This window comes from Burkholderia sp. Ac-20345 (genome assembly GCF_017104825.1).
GTDB classification, from domain to species: domain Bacteria; phylum Pseudomonadota; class Gammaproteobacteria; order Burkholderiales; family Burkholderiaceae; genus Burkholderia; species Burkholderia lata_B.
The window spans coordinates 1-16,571 of sequence record NZ_JAAGPO010000215.1; the positions used below are offsets into that span (position 1 = coordinate 1).

The following is a 16,571-nucleotide window of genomic DNA, read 5'->3' on the forward strand; positions in this document are numbered from 1 at the left end:
TAGCGGGGCCGGATCGGGGCGCGGGACTTGCGAGTTCGCTGCCGCGCGCGCGAGGCTGGCGGTGCTGCCGGTCGTGGGCGGCGGCATCGCGCTGGCCGGGGGGATCGGCGCGGGCGGTGTCGGCATGCTGCGCTGGGGTGTGGTCGGCTTCAACCAGCCCGACGGCGCCACGGGTTCCACGTGAGGACGCGGGGGCGTGCTGCTGCGCGGCTTCGGCCGCGCCTGCGGGTCGGGTTTCCACAGCGTCGGGCGCGAATACCGGCCGTTCTGGCGCGGCGCCATCGAATTGACGGTGTGCGCGGTGGTCGGCTGGACGACGTCGTCGTCGCGATGCAGCGCGCTGCGCGGCAGGTCGGCGATGCCGCGCGCGTCGTCGTCACCGCCGTCGCGCGACAGCTTGACGCCGAACGACGTATCGACCCATGCGGCGAACTGCCGCCAGCCGATGCCGGTCAGCCAGGGCAGCCCGGCAAAGAACAGCACGACCATCGCGACCGGCGTGCCGATCGGGCCGAGCACGTGGGCGAAGCCTGCCGAGAACGCATGGCCGAGCGCGTCCGTGTCGGGGCCCGACAGCGGGCTCGTCAGCGTGCAGCTTGCCACGAACACCGCGGCGAAGCCGAGCCACAGACGGATCGAGCCGCGGCCGGCAAGCCCGCCGCCGCCAGGCAGCATCGCCTGCACGAGACGCCAGAAGAGAAGGAGGAACCAGACGGCGGAGATGCCGAACCAGCCGAAGACTACCGTGTGCATGCTTTGAAACAGGAGTGGGGAGGGGCGCGCGGGGCGCGACCCGCCGAGTTTAACCGGCCGGCGAACAAGACTCTAACGCGGCGTGCATTCGATTCACGCCGCGCGACGCGTGTGCGCGGCACACGCGCGTGGCGCGCCACGCGAAGGCGGTCGGTCGGCCTTCGCGCGCGCCGTGCATCAGGGGCTCCGGTGCGTGAAGGTCAGCGTTGCGCCGGAAGCGGTCACGATCTGCAATTGCTGCGGCTCGCGCATCTGCACGCCGGTCTTGTCGACGTGGGCGAGTGCGTCGAGGTACGCGGCCTCGAGCTGGCCGCCGAGCGTATTCGGGCAGGCCATCCGCGTGCCGGCGAGCGGCCCGAAGCTCAGCAGGCCGTTCTTGATCGCGTAGGTGCCCATGTAGCGGTTGCAGCCCGAGAACCCGCTGGCGCGCCGGATGCCGGAATCGGTCGACAGCGCGAGCTTGATCGGCTCGCCGTTGTCGCCGTGCGGGATCGCGCGCTGCGTGCCGTCGGCGTTCAGCCAGCTGGTGAGTTCCCAGCTCGTGTCGTCGAGCAGCTGGACGGCGGCCGGGTTGTACGGGTCGGGCGCGGGGGCGGCGGAATCGGGATTGGTCGGCATCGCGCAGGCGGCGAGAAGCGTGGCAAGCGTCAACGCGCAGAGCGGCGCGCGCAACGGGCGAAGCAGGCCGGTGCGTGCGCGTGCGGCGGCGGACAGGTGGGACATGAGCCTCGTTCCTCATCGGATTCTGATCAAGGCGTAAGAGTAACGCACCCGCCCTGCGGCAGGCGAGCCGACACTTCGTGCGTGAAAACGTTCGCAGCCCGCTCGCGAGCGGCCCGCGACCGGGCGCCGGCGCGGCGAAACGCGCCAAACCGGTGTCGTGGCGCGTGTTAACATCGGAGCCGTTTTCGTCATCCACCAGAAGCGGGTAATCACATGCAGATCGGTCAGCGGCTCGGTACGCCGCTCTCATCCTCGGCCACGCGCGTCATGCTGCTCGGCGCCGGCGAACTCGGCAAGGAAGTCATCATCGCGTTGCAGCGGCTCGGCGTCGAAGTCGTCGCGGTCGACCGCTATCCGGACGCACCGGGCCATCAGGTCGCGCATCGCGCGCACGTGATCGACATGACGGATGCCGCCGCGCTGCGGGCGATCGTCGAGGCCGAGCGCCCGCACCTGATCGTGCCCGAGATCGAGGCGATCGCGACCGACGCGCTCGCGGCGATCGAGGCGGCCGGCCTCGCCGAGGTGATCCCGACCGCGCGCGCGACGCAGCTCACGATGAACCGCGAAGGGATCCGCCGGCTCGCGGCCGAGGAGCTTGGCCTGCCGACGTCGCCGTATGCGTTCGCGGATTCGTTCGAAGCGTTCAGCGCGGCCGTTGCGAAGATCGGCATGCCGTGCGTCGTGAAGCCCGTGATGTCGTCGTCGGGCAAGGGGCAGTCGGTCGTGAAGACCGATGCCGACGTGAAGCCGGCGTGGGATTACGCGATGGCGGGCGGCCGTGTGAACCACGGCCGCGTGATCGTCGAGGGCTTCATCGATTTCGACTACGAGATCACGCAGCTCACCGTACGCGCGATCGATCCGGCGACGAACGCCACGCGCACCTACTTCTGCGAGCCGGTCGGCCACGTGCAGGTCGCGGGCGACTACGTCGAGTCGTGGCAGCCGCAGCCGATGAGCGCCACGGCGCTCGAGAAGTCGCGCGAGATCGCGCACAAGGTCACCGAGGCGCTCGGCGGGCGCGGGATGTTCGGCGTCGAGCTGTTCGTGCGCGGCGACGACGTGTGGTTCTCCGAGGTGAGCCCGCGGCCGCACGACACGGGCCTCGTCACGCTCGCGTCGCAGCGCCAGTCGGAATTCGAGTTGCACGCGCGCGCGATTCTCGGGCTGCCGGTCGATCCGGCGCTCGGTACGCCGGCCGCGTCGGCCGTGATCTATGGCGGGCTCGACGAGCGCGGGATCGCGTTCGAGGGCGTGCGTGAAGCGCTCGCGGTGCCGGGCGCCGACCTGCGCCTGTTCGGCAAACCGGAAAGTTTTGCGAAGCGGCGCATGGGCGTCGCGCTGGCAACCGGCGCGACCGTCGACGAAGCCCGCGAACGCGCGAAGCGCGCCGCCGCGGCCGTCCGGCCCGTGTCGGCCCGCTGACGTAACCAGGAGAGGACGATGACGCCGAACTGGTTGCGTATCGGAAAACTGGCCGCCGCGCTGGCGCTTGTCGCGAGTCTCGCGGGTTGCGGCGTCGCGGCCGCACCCTGCCGGGTGGCCTCGGCCGGACTCAAGATCGTGCCGCTCGTCGGCCACCTCGCGGCCGCGCCGACCGACGCGTGTGCCGACGTCATCGATCCCTGATCACGATACCCGACGCGATTGCCCACAATAATCGCGCGCCCCGCGAGGGCGCGTTTCCACCCGTCTCGTGAGAGGACCTGCATGATTCGCCAAACCCTCGCCGCGCTCGCGCTCGCCGGCACGGCCGTTTCCGTCGCGCATGCCGCCCAACTGACCGTCGAAGAGATCGACGCCGATGCGCGCCAGTTCGCCGTCTACCAGTGCGCGAACCAGAAGCAGCCGGTGCGCGTGTCGTACTGGCTCGCAGGCAACGGCCAGAGCTTCGCGCTCGTGCCGGTCAACGGGAAGCAGATGCTGTTCGTCGACACCGTGTCGGCGTCGGGCGCGCGCTACCAGGCCGGCCGCTATACGTGGTGGACGAAGGGCAAGGAAGCGACGCTGCGCGACGAGATTGCCGACCAGAACTCGCCGCCGCTGCTGGGCGACTGCGTGCAGGTCGAGAAGAAAAAGAAGAAGGGCTGAGCGTCTGGCGCGAACGTGGGGCGCGCCAGAAGGTGCCTGCCGGCGACCGGCTCTCGGGCCTGACGGCCCGGCATGCGGGCTGGGGTAGCAGGCTGGCCGCGGGCGACCGGGCAAGACGAGCCATGATCAGGCCCCTAAAATCGCCCATCGCCCATCGCCCATCGCCCATCGCCCATCGCCCATCGCCCATCGCCCATCGCCTGTCGCCTGTCGCCTGTCGGCCGATCGGCATAGCCCGACCGGGCCATTCATCGACCGCGCGGGCCTGCCCGGGCCCGCCGCGCGAGCCGCCGTTGCGGGCGTTCGCGGCGTTGTCACGGACAGATGGCCGCGCAGTGCTACAATACGGCCCTTTCCGCCGGCATTCGCGCCGAACGGAGTCCGCACGGCCTGGCGTCCAGCGTTCGCATTGAACCGGTCCCAAGCGCCAGAGCGGCGCCGCGCGGCGCGCCGCGGCTCCGTCTATTTCCGAATTGTGATGAGCGCAGGCCCGGCTGGCCTGACGCACGATGTCCCCGCCGCGCCTTTTGAGCGAAACGCCACCATGTCCGATTCTGTCGCCAAGCCCGTCGACGCAACCTTCGATCAATTCGGCCTTGCCGCCGATATCCTGAAAGCCATTGCGGAGCAGGGCTATACGACGCCGACGCCGATCCAGGCGCAGGCCATTCCGGTCGTGCTCGCCGGCCGCGACGTCATGGGCGCCGCGCAAACGGGTACCGGCAAGACCGCGAGCTTCTCGCTGCCGATCATCCAGCGCTTGCTGCCGCAGGCCAACACGAGCGCGTCACCCGCGCGCCACCCGGTGCGTGCGCTGATCCTCACGCCGACCCGCGAACTCGCCGACCAGGTAGCCGCGAACGTGCACGCGTATGCGAAGCACACGCCGCTGCGTAGCGCGGTCGTGTTCGGCGGCGTCGACATGAACCCGCAGATGGCCGAACTGCGCCGCGGCGTCGAGATCCTGATCGCGACGCCGGGCCGCCTGCTCGACCACGTGCAGCAGAAGACGGCCAACCTCGGCCAGGTGCAGATCCTGGTGCTCGACGAAGCCGACCGGATGCTCGACATGGGCTTCCTGCCCGATCTGCAGCGCATCCTGAACCTGCTGCCGAAGGAGCGCCAGACGCTGCTGTTCTCGGCCACCTTCTCGGGGGAAATCAAGAAGCTCGCGTCGACCTACCTGCGCAATCCGCAGACGATCGAGGTCGCGCGCAGCAACTCGACGAACGCGAACGTCACGCAGATCGTCTACGACGTCGCCGAAGGCGACAAGCAGGCGGCCGTCGTGCAGCTGCTGCGCGATCGCGCGCTCAAGCAGGTGATCGTGTTCTGCAACAGCAAGATCGGCGCGAGCCGGCTCGCACGCAACCTCGAGCGCGACGGCGTGGTCGCGTCGGCGATTCACGGCGACAAGACGCAGCTCGAGCGGATGCAGGCGCTCGACGCGTTCAAGCGCGGCGAGATCGAGGCACTGGTCGCGACCGACGTGGCCGCGCGCGGCCTCGACATCGCCGAACTGCCGGCCGTGATCAACTTCGACCTGCCGTTCAGTGCGGAAGACTACGTGCACCGGATCGGCCGTACTGGCCGCGCGGGTGCGACGGGCGACGCGCTGTCGCTGTGCAGCCCGAACGAGCGCAAGCAGCTTGCCGATATCGAGAAGCTGATCAAGCGTCCGCTCGAAATGCAGACGCTCGCGCTCGACAAGCCGGCGCGCGCTCGTCACGACGAGCGCGGCAACGACCGCGGCGGCGACCGCAACAGCGAGCGCGGTGGCGAACGGGGTGGCGAACGAGGCGGCCGTCGCGATCGCGACGAACATCGCGGCGCTTCGGGGCGCCGGCCGGGCAGCTCCGAGCGCGGTCATCACCGTCGCCACGAAGCGCCGGTCGACGATTTCTTCCTGAAGCCGTACGAGCCGTCGGCGCCGGCGAAGCAGCACGACGATGCGCAGCCTGCGCAGCAGCCCGAGAAGAAGGGGCCGAAGCGTCAGGTCGCCGCGCTGCTCGGCGGGTTCGGGATGCCGCGCAAGCCGTCGGCGTAAGTCCGGCGGATGTGACGGAGCGGCGCGCGAGCGCTGCGGGAGAAGCGGGTGCATGCGATGAGCATGTGCCCGTTTTTCATTGGGGCCGTGATTCGATGGGGAGCGGAAGAGGGCGTGGGGTGCCGGTGGCGAGCGATGCAGTCGGCACCCGGCGGGCACCCGATCGCCGCGAAACCGGCGCGCTGCCGTGCGTTAGCCGGCCTGCGGCCCGAAGCGCGTCGCCCACGCGGCCGTTGCGGCTGCGTAGAACGCGTCGAGCGTCGTGCCCGCGAGCGCGCCGTCGCGCGCGAGGCCCAGGTGCGCGGCCGCGGCCTGCAGTGCCGGCAGCGGATCGTCGCGTTCGAGCGCGATCGCGCCCGTCTGCTTGCTGAGCTTTTCGCCGTTCGCATCGACGACGACGGGCACATGAAGGTATTGCGGGGTCGGCACGCCGAGGCAGTGCTGCAGGTGGATCTGGCGCGCGGTCGAGTCGAGCAGGTCGGCGCCGCGCACGACGTGCGTGATGTGCGCATCGGCATCGTCGACGACGACTGCGAGCTGGTAGGCCCATTGGCCGTCCGCGCGCTTCAGCACGAAATCGCCGACTTCGGTCGCGAGGTTCTGCGATTGCATGTGTTGCCAGCGATCGTCGAACGTGACGATCGCGTCGCCGCCGTCCGGCACGCGCAGCCGCCACGCGCGCGCGGGCTTGCCGTGCAGGCCGGTGCGGCAGGTGCCAGGGTAGGCGAGCGTCGTGTGGCGCTCGTGCGCGGCGCGCAGCGAATCGGCGATTTCCTTGCGCGTGCAGCCGCACGGATAGACGAGCCCGGCCGCGACGAGCCGTTCGAGTGCGGCCGTATAGGCGGCATCGCGTGTGCTTTGCCAGACGGGCGGCTCGTCGGGCGTCATGCCGAAATGCGCGAGCGTCGCGAGGATGTCGTCGGCCGCGCCGGGTACCGTGCGCGGGCCGTCGAGATCCTCGATGCGCACGAGCCATGCACCGCCGTGCGCGCGCGCGTCGAGCCAGCTCGCGAGCGCACCGACCAGCGAGCCGAAGTGCAGCGGGCCGGTGGGCGACGGCGCGAAGCGGCCGCGATAGGCAGTCATCGGGGCGCGGGGCAGCGCGTGGTTACGCGGCGCTGGCTGCCGGTGCGCAGGCCGGGCACGACTGGCCGGACACGTAGCTCGGCGACTGTTGCGCTTCCGGCGTGACGACCGCGCGGCACGCGAAGCACGTGACGTTCTCGGTGGGCTGGAGTTGCGGGTTCAGCGCGGTGCGGTAGTCGAACACGAAGCAGTCGCCGTGATAGTGCGCGCCGCCGACTTCCTCGAAGTACTTCAGGATCCCGCCTTCGAGCTGGTACACGTTCTCGATGCCGATTTCCTTCATGTGGATCGCGGCTTTCTCGCACCGGATACCGCCCGTGCAGAACGACACGACCGTCTTGCCTTCGAGGTCGGCGCGGTTCGCGTCGATCACTTCCGGGAATTCGCTGAACTTGTCGATCCGGTAGTCGAGCGCGTCGTCGAACGTGCCGACGTCGATTTCGAATGCGTTGCGCGTGTCGAGCATCACGACCGGGCGGCCCGTGTCGTCGTGGCCGCGGTCGAGCCACGTCTTCAGCGTGCGCGCGTCGACGAACGGTGCGCGACCGAGTTCCGGCTTGATCGCCGGTTTCTTCATCGTGATGATCTCGCGCTTCAGGCGCACGAGCATGCGGCGGAACGGCTGCGAGTCGGACAGGCTTTCCTTGAACTGCAGCGTCGCGAACTTGCCTTCGAACAGCGGATCGTGGCGGATGTACGCGATGAACGCGTCGGCGGCTTCGCGCGTGCCGGCGATGAACAGGTTGATGCCTTCCGGCGCGAGCAGGATCGTGCCACGCAGGCCGAGTTCGTTGCAGCGGGCGGTGACGAGCGGGCGCCATTGCTCGTTCGCGTCGAGCGACACGAAGTGGTAGGCGGCGAGGTTGACGATGGTCATGATGGTCCGACGGGAAAACGGCCGCACGGCGGCCCGCAAAAAAGGGTGCGAAGCCGGGGCGCTGATTCGAAAAACCGTATTATCCCGCAAACCGCGCTCAGGCCGGCATCCTGCCGTTTGGCCAGCCGCGCGGCGTGTGGTCGCGCGCATCGGCCGAACGGCCAGAGCGGGGATTTTTTGGGCAGCCTGCGCGGCGGGGCGGCTACAATAGCGCCCATGTCAGATCCCCGCTTCGTCCATCTTCGCGTTCACTCCGAATTCTCGATTGCCGACGGCATCGTGCGCATTGACGACATCGTCAAGGCGGCGGCCGCAGACGGTCAGGGCGCGCTCGCGCTCACCGATCTCGGCAACGCATTCGGCCTCGTCCGTTTCTACCAGGAAGCCCGCGGCAAGGGCATCAAGCCGATCGCCGGCTGCGACGTCTGGATCGCCAATCCGGACGACCGCGACAAGCCGTCGCGGCTGCTGCTGCTCGTCAAGGACAAGGTCGGTTACCTGAATCTCTGCGAGCTGCTGTCGAAGGCGTGGCTCACGAACCAGTACCGCGGCCGTGCGGAACTCGACGCGAACTGGCTCGACGGCGAGCTCGCGCAGGGGCTGCTCGCGCTGTCGGGCGCACAACAGGGCGACATCGGGCTCGCGCTTGCCGCGGGCAACGAAGAAGCTGCGCGCCGTCACGCCGAGCGCTGGGCGAAGGTGTTCCCGGGCGGTTTCTACATCGAGCTGCAGCGTTACGGCCAGCCGGGCGCCGAGGCGTACATCCAGCAGGCTGCGACGCTCGCCGCGGCGCTGAAGCTGCCGGTCGTCGCGACGCACCCGACGCAGTTCATGACCGACGACGATTTCACCGCGCACGAGGCGCGCGTGTGTATTTCGGAAGGGGACATCCTCGCGAACCCGCGGCGCCAGAAGCGCTTCACGACCGACCAGTATTTCCGCACGCAGGACGACATGGCCGCACTGTTCGCCGACCTGCCGTCGGCGATCGCGAACACGGTCGAGGTCGCGAAGCGCTGCAACCTGAAGCTCGAGCTCGGCAAGCCGAAACTGCCGCTGTTCCCGACGCCGGACGGCATGTCGCTCGACGACTACCTGGTCCAGCTGTCGAAGGAAGGGCTCGAAACCCGTCTCGCGCAGCTGTATCCGGCCGAAGCCGAACGCGACGCGCAGCGCGACACGTACTACAAGCGCCTCGAATTCGAGTGCGGGACCATCACGAAGATGGGCTTCCCGGGCTACTTCCTGATCGTCGCGGACTTCATCAACTGGGCAAAGAACAACGGCGTGCCGGTCGGCCCGGGCCGCGGCTCGGGCGCCGGTTCGCTGGTCGCGTACGCGCTCGGCATTACCGACCTCGACCCGCTGCGCTACAACCTGCTGTTCGAGCGCTTCCTGAACCCGGAACGCGTGTCGATGCCCGACTTCGACATCGACTTCTGCCAGCACGGCCGCGACCGTGTGATCCAGTACGTGAAGGAGAAGTACGGCGCGGACGCCGTGTCGCAGATCGCCACCTTCGGCACGATGGCCGCGAAGGCGGCCGTTCGCGACATCGGCCGTGTGCTCGACCTCGGCTACATGTTCACCGACGGAATCGCGAAGCTGATCCCGTTCAAGCCGGGCAAGCACGTGACGATCGCCGACGCGATGAAGGAAGAGCCGCAGCTGCAGGAGCGCTACGACCACGAGGACGAGGTGCACCAGCTGCTCGATCTCGCGCAGCGTGTCGAAGGCCTCACGCGTAACGTCGGGATGCACGCGGGCGGCGTGCTGATCGCGCCCGGCAAGCTGACCGATTTCTGCCCGCTGTACACGCAGGGCGACGACGGCGGCGTGGTCAGCCAGTACGACAAGGACGACGTCGAAGCCGTCGGCCTCGTGAAGTTCGACTTTCTGGGTCTCACCACGCTGACGATCCTCGACTGGGCCGAGCGCTACATCCGCCGCCTCGATCCGTCGAAGGCCGACTGGTCGCTCGCGCAGGTGCCGCTCGACGATCCCGCGTCGTTCCAGATCCTGAAGAAGGCCAATACGGTCGCGGTGTTCCAGCTGGAAAGCCGCGGGATGCAGGGCATGCTGAAGGATGCGCAGCCCGACCGCTTCGAGGACATCATCGCGCTCGTGTCGTTGTACCGTCCGGGCCCGATGGACCTGATCCCGAGCTTCTGCGCACGGAAGCACGGCCGCGAGAAGGTCGACTATCCGGATCCGCGCGTCGAACCCGTCCTGAAAGAGACCTACGGCATCATGGTCTATCAGGAGCAGGTGATGCAGATGGCGCAGATCATCGGCGGCTACTCGCTCGGCGGCGCGGACTTGCTGCGTCGCGCGATGGGCAAGAAGAAGCCCGAGGAGATGGCCAAGCACCGCGAGATCTTCGCCGAGGGCGCGGCAACGAACGGCCTCACGCGCGAGAAGTCCGACGAAATCTTCGACTTGATGGAGAAGTTCGCGGGCTACGGCTTCAACAAGTCGCACGCGGCCGCCTACGCACTGCTCGCGTACTACACCGCGTGGCTGAAGGCGCACCATCCGGCCGAATTCATGGCGGCCAACATGACGCTCGCGATGGACGACACCGACAAGGTGAAGATCCTGTTCGACGATTGCGTCGTGAACAACCTCGCCGTGCTGCCGCCGGACATCAACCAGTCGCATTACCGCTTCGAGCCGGTCGCCGAAGCCGACGGCAAGCGCTCGCGCACGATCCGCTACGGCCTCGGCGCGGTGAAGGGCAGCGGCCAGAACGCGATCGAGGAAATCCTGCGCGCCCGCGAGGAAAAGGCATTTACCGACCTGTTCGACTTCTGCGAGCGGATCGACCGGCGTGTCGTCAACCGCCGCACGGTCGAGGCGCTGATCCGCGCCGGCGCGTTCGATTCGCTGAATGCAAACCGTGCGCAGCTGATCGCGTCGGTGCCGCTGGCGATGGAAGCGGCCGACCAGGCCGAGGCGAACGCGATGCAGGCCGGCCTGTTCGACATGGGCGCCGAGTCGCCGCACGCGCATGCGCTCGTCGACGAGCCCGCGTGGGACGACAAGCGCCGCCTGCAGGAAGAGAAGGGCGCGCTCGGCTTCTACCTGTCCGGCCACCTGTTCGACGCGTATCGCGACGAGGTCCGCCGCTTCGTGCGGCAGAAGGTCGGCGACCTGAAAGAAGGGCGCGACAAGCTCATGGCCGGCATCATCGCGTCGCTGCGCACGCAGATGACCCAGCGCGGCAAGATGCTGATCGCGCTGCTCGACGATGGCTCGGGCCAGTGCGAGATCACGATCTTCAACGAGCAGTTCGAGGCGAACAAGGCGCTGTTCAAGGAAGACGAGCTGCTGATCGTGCAGGGGCAGGCGCGCAACGATGCGTTCACGGGCGGTATCCGCTTCACGGCCGATACCGTGATGGATCTCGAACGCGCGCGCAGCCGCTATGCGCAGGCCGTGCGGCTGACGATGAACGGCAACGCCGATGCGGCCGCGCTGCGCCGCGTGCTCGAGCCGCACGTGTCGAAGGACGATCCGGCAGCTGCGAACGTGGTCGAAGCGCCTGCGCCGCGCGGCGGCGGGCGCGATGGCGGTCGTCGCCCACAGGCGCCGCTGCCGAACGGGCTCGCGGTCCAGGTCCACTACAGCAACGCGCGGGCACAAGGCGAAATGCGCCTCGGCGATGCGTGGCGCGTGAAACCGAGCGACGTGCTGCTCGCGGAGCTGCGTGCGACGTTCGACGGCAGCGTCGTGGAAATCACGTACTGACCCCGCGTCCGCCAGGCGGCTGTCACGCCATGCGGCCCGTCGCATCGCCCTTGTGCGGTGCGGCGGGCCGTTTTTGCATGTTCGGGCAAGCAGGTCTTGGGCTGGCCATCCGGACGCTATACAATCCGGCGCTAGCCGCACGAACGCGGCGCCGACCGCCGCTCGTCCGGCGGGTGGCGCCGGTATCGCGCACTTAAACGGGGTTGGATCCGTGCGGCGAACGGCGACATGCGACAAGGCCGTCCCGGAACCGGATGCCGTGGAATGCCCGTCGCGACGACAAAAAACTGACAGTCACCACATGACCATGGCCAATGGGAACCCGACGCAGCGGATCCTCGTGATCCGGATTGATTTTCTGGGCGACATGCTGTGCACGACGGCGTTTCTCGGCGCGCTGAAGGAGCGCTGGCCCGGTGCGGAGCTACATGTGGTCGCGAACCGCTACAACGCGGCCGCGCTGGCCGGAAACCCGGACGTGGACACGATCCACACCTACGTCTATAGCCGCCAATGCGAGCGCAACGACCGTCCCGGGCGGATGCGCGCGTTCTTCGACCGGCTGCGGCTCGTGCGCCGTCTGCGTCGCTTGCGGTTCGACCTCGTGGTCGTGCCGAACGGCGGCATGCATCGCAGCAGCATGCAGTTCGCGCGTCAGATCGGTGCGAAGGATTGCCGCTGGCACGATGCCGAGACCGAATTTGACGATCGCAAGCCCGAGCATGTCGCGCAGCGGCCGATGTGCCACGAGGCGTTGTCGGGTTTCCGGCTCGTGCCCGAACTCGGCCGCGCCGATCTCGACCGCCTCGAGTTGTCGGTTCATCCCGACCGCGCGCTGCAGGACGCGTGGTATCGGCTGCTCGGCGCGCGCACGAAGCCGCGCGTTGGCCTGTTCGTGACGAACAAGGCGGCCGAGCGCCGCTGGCCCGCGGACCGCTGGCGCGACCTCGCCGAGCGGCTTGCACCGTGCGCCGACTTGATCGTGTTCCGCGACCCGGCCGTCGGCCATGCCCCCGAGGACGACTCGTGGCGCGACGTGTGCGCGCGCCATGTCGCGCCGTCGTCGGTTGCCGAGCTGGTGGCTGCCGCGAGCCTGCTTGACGCGATCGTTTCGGCCGACAGCGCCCCCGTGCATCTTGCATCGGCGCTCGGCGTGCCCGTCGCTGCGCTGTTCGAGGACCGTCCCGAGAAATACCTGCGCTGGCATCCGCTCGGTGTGCCGCACGTGATCCTGCGCGCCGGCGCGACCGTCGACGCGATCGACGTCGATGCGGTCGAACGCGCGGTGCTTCACCTGCTGCCGCAGGCCACCCATCGCGACGAACCGCCGGTCGACGCAGCACACACGCGGCCATCTGCTGCTGCGACGCCTGGGATCATGACGATCGCTTCATAGCACTGCGGGCATTGCAAGCACCGCGTACGGCACCGGCGCCGGCGCGCAGTGCGCCTGCCGCGCGGCACTTCGCGCGCGGGGCCGTATCAGGGCAGCCGCACGGCCGATTCGCCATGTCGCGCCGGCTGCTGCAAAATCCTGTACATTGCCAGCCTTGTTCAGCCAGCCAGACACACCCATCGCCGTGGCCCTGTTTTCTTCCGCCCGCCCGCCCAGAACCATCCTCGTTGCCGCGCCGCGCCGTATCGGCGACGTGCTGCTGACCACGCCGCTCGTCCGTTCGCTGAAGGCCCGCTGGCCGGAAGCGCAGATCGACATGCTGGTGTTTCGCGGCACCGAAGGCGTGCTCGAGCACAATCCGGACGTGCGGCGCGTGATCGTCGTCGCGCAACGAGCGGGATTCGGCGAGCGGCTGCGCGACGCGCTGTCGATGTGGCGCCGCTACGATCTTGCGTGCGCGGCGCTGAGCTCCGACCGGCCGCGTTTCTACAGCTGGTTCGCGGGCCGCAAGCGGGTAGGCCTCGTCGACCCGAACCGCGTGACGTGGCTCACGCGGATGATGCTGAACGGGATCGCGATCAATCATCACGAATCCGCGCATACGGTCGTCAGCACACTCGCACTCGCGCCGGTGATCGGCATCGAGCCGGTGTCCGAGGTCGTTGCGCCCGGCATCGGCGACGATCCCGCACGGCGCGCGCGCTTCGACGCGTGGCTCGCCGAGTCGCCGGCGATCCGCGACGGCAAGCCGCTGGTCGTCCTGCATCCGTATCCGATGTTTCGTTACAAGCAATGGCGGCTCGACGGCTGGGTCGAGATGATCGGCTGGCTGCGCGAGCACGGTTTCGCGGTCGCGCTGTCGGGCGGCCCGGCCGACAGCGAGCGCGAATATGCGGAACAGATCGCGGCCGAAGCGGGCGGCGACGTGCTGAATCTGGTCGGACGCCTGACGTTCGGCGAAAGCGCCGAACTCGTGCGGCGAGCACGGCTCTTCATCGGGCCCGACACCGGCGCGACGCACGTCGCGGCCGCGACGGGCACCGACACGATCGCGCTGTTCGGCCCGTCCGACCCCGTGCGCTGGGGGCCGTGGCCGCAACACTGGCCCGCGACCGAGAATCCGTGGCCGCTGCGCGGCTCGGGGCGGCACGGGAACGTGTGGCTGCTGCAGGGGGAGGGCGATTGCGTGCCGTGCCGGCACGAGGGCTGCGAGCGCAAGGTCGACAGCCGCAGCGACTGCCTCGTCAATCTTGGTGCGCAGCGCGTGAAAGCCGCGGCGGCCGAGATGCTCGGGCTGAATCCGCCGGGCCCGGCCGAATCCGTCGTCGATACGTCGCGACTGCATCGCACCGGGTCCGACTGACGCGCGTTTCCTGCTGGACGCAGGCGGCTTGTGTTGCGGCGAGCCGCGTAGCCCGTTTTCCTTCGAAGGTCGTGAACTCCGCTGCGGCCGAAGCCGGACGCCAGCGGAGCATGGGCCGTTGCGCGTTACGCGCTGCGCCGGATCGCCGACGTCTCGCGCGGCAGCGCCTCACCGCGCTCGCCGCAGCCGAGCAGGATGCCGGCCAGCAGCACGATCAGGTGCCCTTCGGCGAAATCGAGCAGCAGCGAATTCGCGAGACTGCCGATCGCGAAAATCGCGAGCCAGCCGAGCAGCAGATGCCGCGAGCGCGGATCGAGCGTGCGGCTGCCGCGCGCAATCTGCACGATCAGGTTGACGAACAGCACCAGGCCGAGCGTGCCGAGCTGCACGGCCATCAGCAGGTATTCATTGTGCGGGTTCGACGTGAGCTGGCCCTCGGCGGCCGTCTTGCCGGCCGTCAGCCGCTCGAACTCCGACTCCAGGCCGCCCGCGCCATAGCCGATCACGGGGCGCTGGCGATACAGCTCGAGCCCCTTCTTGTACCACTCGAGGCGAAGCCCGGCGGACGTCACCGCGTCGCTCTGCCGGTATTGCTGGACTTCCGTCACGACCTTCATGAGCCGGCCGTTGTGGACCGTGCACGCCGCGACCACGACCGCGATGCCGGCCAGCACGAACACGCCGGCGGCGAGCCCCGCGCGCAGCGCCGACTGCCGGCGCAGCAACAGCACGAGACGCACGGCGACGACGAGGATCAGCAGCAGCGCGATGATCTGCCCGGTACGTCCCTGCAGCATCACGAACACGTTGACGAGCGACCAGATGGCCAGGGTGGCATACGTCACGCGCGGCAGCGCCTTGCGGGCCGACAGCGCGAGATCGGCGGCCTGATAGAACAGCAGCGCACCGAACATGCCGGCCGCGATGTGGTTCTTGAACACCCAGGCGCGAGACTCGGGCAGCCCGCTCGCATGTGCGGGCCCGATCGCGGTCAGGCCGAGATAGTTGGTGGTCGACAGCAGCAGGATCACGCACAGCGTGCCGAACCAGCAGCGCCGCACGATCGGCGCCCAGTTCGAATGGCGGAACGCGAGCACGGCGAACGGCAGCAGCAGCAGCTTGTCGTACTTGGCGACCCAGTTCCATGCCTTGTTGTGCGGCGCGACCGTATAGGTGACGCTGGCAGCCAGTGCGGCCAGGATCAGCAGCGCCGCGAGCGAAGCCGGGTCGGTGACGAACGAGCGCAGGTCACGCCAGAATTCGGGCGAAATCACGAGCGCGGCGGCGAACAGCCCGCAGAACACGTTGGTCAGCGCGGTTGAGACGGGCACCATGCAGAGCGCGGCGACGGCGAATGCACGGGCGGCGGTCAGGCGCCGCGAGGCGGGAGCGGAAAACGAAAGCATCGGAACCTGTCGAATGGACGAATGCGGCTTGCGGACTTCGTACTGCGCGCCGCGCGCTCCGGCGGGAGATCCGGGGCGAACGGCGCAAAGTATACGCGAAGCAGGGGGCGTTTCCGTGCTGTTTTCGGGGTCTGATCAGCTGAAGGCTCGCTTGATCCGCGAGCGCAGCAGCGCGCGCTTCAGGCGGCCTTCTGCGGCCGGCGTGTCGAGCACGATATTCGTGCCGGCCGGCTCGCCGCGATGCAGGTAGTAGCGGTCGAACGTCGCCTGGGTCATGCCCCATTTGTTCAGGAACTGGCGACGACCGTCGTTCTTGACGATCTTGCCCGTGCTCTTCTGCTGGAAGTGGTAAACGAGGCTGTCGCCGACGCCGACGAAGATCCGGCAGCCGGCATCCCAGAATTTCATCGAGAAGTCGTTGTCGCTGCTCATACCGGGCGACAGTTCGCTGCTGTAGCCGCCGATCCGGTTCCACCAGTCGCGGTGCACGAGCGTCGGCGGCCAGGTCGAGCCGAGCCAGTCCGCGCGCGCGAGCTTCGGGGCCGCCGCGACGAGGCCCGCCGCGTCGAAATGTTCGGCGTCGCGGCCGAAATTGCTGACCACGACGCACGGGTTGCGCGTGTCGACCGGCTCGATCATCGTGCCCGACAGCATGAAGAGGTCGGTCGGCATCTGTTCGATGCGGCGCACGAGCGCCGTGTCCCAGCCGGGGCAGCAGAACATGTCGTCGTTCATGTAGACGACGTAGTCGCGCGTGGCGCGCGCGGCGGCCCAGTTCACCGCGTGGCAGATGCCGATGTTGGTCGGCGACGCGGTGTGTTCGATGCCTTCGCTGCGCACCCAGTCGAGCGTGCCGTCCGAGCCGTCGTTCACGTGCACGATGATCTGGTGGTCGTACGCGGAGTGGCGGCGCAGGCTGTCGACGACGAGCTTGAGGTACGGCAGGTTGTTCCAGGTCGGAATGATGATGGAGAACATGGCGGTCGGATTCGGTGGTCGTCGTGGCGGGCGGCGCGCGGCACCGCCGGTCGGGCGGGCACGCGCGGCGCGGGCAGCCCGGCATTGTAACGCCGGGC

12 protein-coding genes and 1 pseudogene are annotated in these 16,571 nt (G+C 68.7%); 7 read left to right on the top strand and 6 right to left on the bottom strand.

The features are described 5' to 3' along the window. Together G3O06_RS40440 and G3O06_RS40445 are read right to left on the bottom strand one after the other, a co-directional pair. Positions 1 to 753, bottom strand: a pseudogene (locus G3O06_RS40440) (DNA translocase FtsK); the annotation flags it as partial. A gap of 177 nt (positions 754 to 930) precedes the next feature. Continuing rightward, positions 931 to 1,476 (bottom strand): META domain-containing protein, encoded by a 546-nt coding sequence (locus tag G3O06_RS40445; protein WP_174915826.1) that lies wholly within the window; start codon positions 1,474 to 1,476, stop codon positions 931 to 933. Positions 1,477 to 1,689: 213 nt separating this feature from the next. Here G3O06_RS40445 and purT point away from each other — a divergent pair, with 213 nt between their 5' ends. The 4 genes from purT to G3O06_RS40465 all read left to right on the top strand — a co-directional run bounded on the left by purT (position 1,690) and on the right by G3O06_RS40465 (position 5,617). After that, on the top strand, positions 1,690 to 2,904 hold the full coding sequence (purT, locus tag G3O06_RS40450) for a formate-dependent phosphoribosylglycinamide formyltransferase (RefSeq protein ID WP_205819451.1): 1,215 nt from the start codon (positions 1,690 to 1,692) through the stop codon (positions 2,902 to 2,904). Between the two features lie 18 nt (positions 2,905 to 2,922). Next, positions 2,923 to 3,108 carry a DUF6726 family protein gene (locus tag G3O06_RS40455; RefSeq protein WP_174915828.1) on the top strand — a complete coding sequence of 62 codons (186 nt, stop codon included), beginning with the start codon at positions 2,923 to 2,925 and terminating at the stop codon, positions 3,106 to 3,108. 81 nt (positions 3,109 to 3,189) lie between these two features. Next, the gene (locus tag G3O06_RS40460; protein ID WP_174971745.1) at positions 3,190 to 3,570 is read left to right on the top strand and encodes an MliC family protein; all 381 of its coding nucleotides are present in this window, start codon (positions 3,190 to 3,192) and stop codon (positions 3,568 to 3,570) included. 478 nt (positions 3,571 to 4,048) lie between these two features. Further along, positions 4,049 to 5,617, top strand: a complete 1,569-nt coding sequence (locus tag G3O06_RS40465) for a DEAD/DEAH box helicase (RefSeq protein WP_205819452.1) — start codon at positions 4,049 to 4,051, stop codon at positions 5,615 to 5,617. A 192-nt stretch (positions 5,618 to 5,809) separates the two neighbouring features. Here G3O06_RS40465 and gluQRS read toward each other — a convergent pair whose 3' ends face one another. Both gluQRS and G3O06_RS40475 read right to left on the bottom strand, forming a co-directional pair. After that, a complete protein-coding gene (gene gluQRS / locus G3O06_RS40470) occupies positions 5,810 to 6,703 on the bottom strand; it encodes a tRNA glutamyl-Q(34) synthetase GluQRS (RefSeq protein WP_205819453.1) in 894 nt (297 codons plus the stop codon). A gap of 22 nt (positions 6,704 to 6,725) precedes the next feature. After that, positions 6,726 to 7,580 (bottom strand): sulfurtransferase, encoded by an 855-nt coding sequence (locus G3O06_RS40475; RefSeq protein ID WP_205819454.1) that lies wholly within the window; start codon positions 7,578 to 7,580, stop codon positions 6,726 to 6,728. A gap of 216 nt (positions 7,581 to 7,796) precedes the next feature. On the opposite strand from G3O06_RS40475, the gene dnaE reads away from it, so the two are divergent. The 3 genes from dnaE to G3O06_RS40490 all read left to right on the top strand — a co-directional run bounded on the left by dnaE (position 7,797) and on the right by G3O06_RS40490 (position 14,089). Continuing rightward, a complete protein-coding gene (gene dnaE / locus G3O06_RS40480) occupies positions 7,797 to 11,330 on the top strand; it encodes a DNA polymerase III subunit alpha (protein WP_205819455.1) in 3,534 nt (1,177 codons plus the stop codon). A 307-nt stretch (positions 11,331 to 11,637) separates the two neighbouring features. Continuing rightward, a complete protein-coding gene (locus G3O06_RS40485; protein ID WP_205819458.1) occupies positions 11,638 to 12,726 on the top strand; it encodes a glycosyltransferase family 9 protein in 1,089 nt (362 codons plus the stop codon). Positions 12,727 to 12,910: 184 nt separating this feature from the next. Next, positions 12,911 to 14,089 carry a glycosyltransferase family 9 protein gene (locus G3O06_RS40490; protein ID WP_205819456.1) on the top strand — a complete coding sequence of 393 codons (1,179 nt, stop codon included), beginning with the start codon at positions 12,911 to 12,913 and terminating at the stop codon, positions 14,087 to 14,089. Positions 14,090 to 14,214: 125 nt separating this feature from the next. Here the strand turns inward: G3O06_RS40490 and G3O06_RS40495 are convergent, their stop codons facing one another. Beyond that, complete coding sequence (locus G3O06_RS40495; protein WP_174915834.1) at positions 14,215 to 15,495, bottom strand: O-antigen ligase family protein; 1,281 nt, start codon at positions 15,493 to 15,495, stop codon at positions 14,215 to 14,217. A gap of 135 nt (positions 15,496 to 15,630) precedes the next feature. After that, positions 15,631 to 16,473 carry a glycosyltransferase gene (locus tag G3O06_RS40500; RefSeq protein ID WP_205819457.1) on the bottom strand — a complete coding sequence of 281 codons (843 nt, stop codon included), beginning with the start codon at positions 16,471 to 16,473 and terminating at the stop codon, positions 15,631 to 15,633. Positions 16,474 to 16,571: the final 98 nt, after the last annotated feature.

Coding starts and splice junctions, on each gene's coding strand:
- G3O06_RS40445 (WP_174915826.1), bottom strand. CDS start 1,476: ATGTCCCACCTGTCCGCCGCCGCACGCGCACGCACCGGCCTGCTTCGC.
- purT (WP_205819451.1), top strand. CDS start 1,690: ATGCAGATCGGTCAGCGGCTCGGTACGCCGCTCTCATCCTCGGCCACG.
- G3O06_RS40455 (WP_174915828.1), top strand. CDS start 2,923: ATGACGCCGAACTGGTTGCGTATCGGAAAACTGGCCGCCGCGCTGGCG.
- G3O06_RS40460 (WP_174971745.1), top strand. CDS start 3,190: ATGATTCGCCAAACCCTCGCCGCGCTCGCGCTCGCCGGCACGGCCGTT.
- G3O06_RS40465 (WP_205819452.1), top strand. CDS start 4,049: ATGAGCGCAGGCCCGGCTGGCCTGACGCACGATGTCCCCGCCGCGCCT.
- gluQRS (WP_205819453.1), bottom strand. CDS start 6,703: ATGACTGCCTATCGCGGCCGCTTCGCGCCGTCGCCCACCGGCCCGCTG.
- G3O06_RS40475 (WP_205819454.1), bottom strand. CDS start 7,580: ATGACCATCGTCAACCTCGCCGCCTACCACTTCGTGTCGCTCGACGCG.
- dnaE (WP_205819455.1), top strand. CDS start 7,797: ATGTCAGATCCCCGCTTCGTCCATCTTCGCGTTCACTCCGAATTCTCG.
- G3O06_RS40485 (WP_205819458.1), top strand. CDS start 11,638: ATGGCCAATGGGAACCCGACGCAGCGGATCCTCGTGATCCGGATTGAT.
- G3O06_RS40495 (WP_174915834.1), bottom strand. CDS start 15,495: ATGCTTTCGTTTTCCGCTCCCGCCTCGCGGCGCCTGACCGCCGCCCGT.
- G3O06_RS40500 (WP_205819457.1), bottom strand. CDS start 16,473: ATGTTCTCCATCATCATTCCGACCTGGAACAACCTGCCGTACCTCAAG.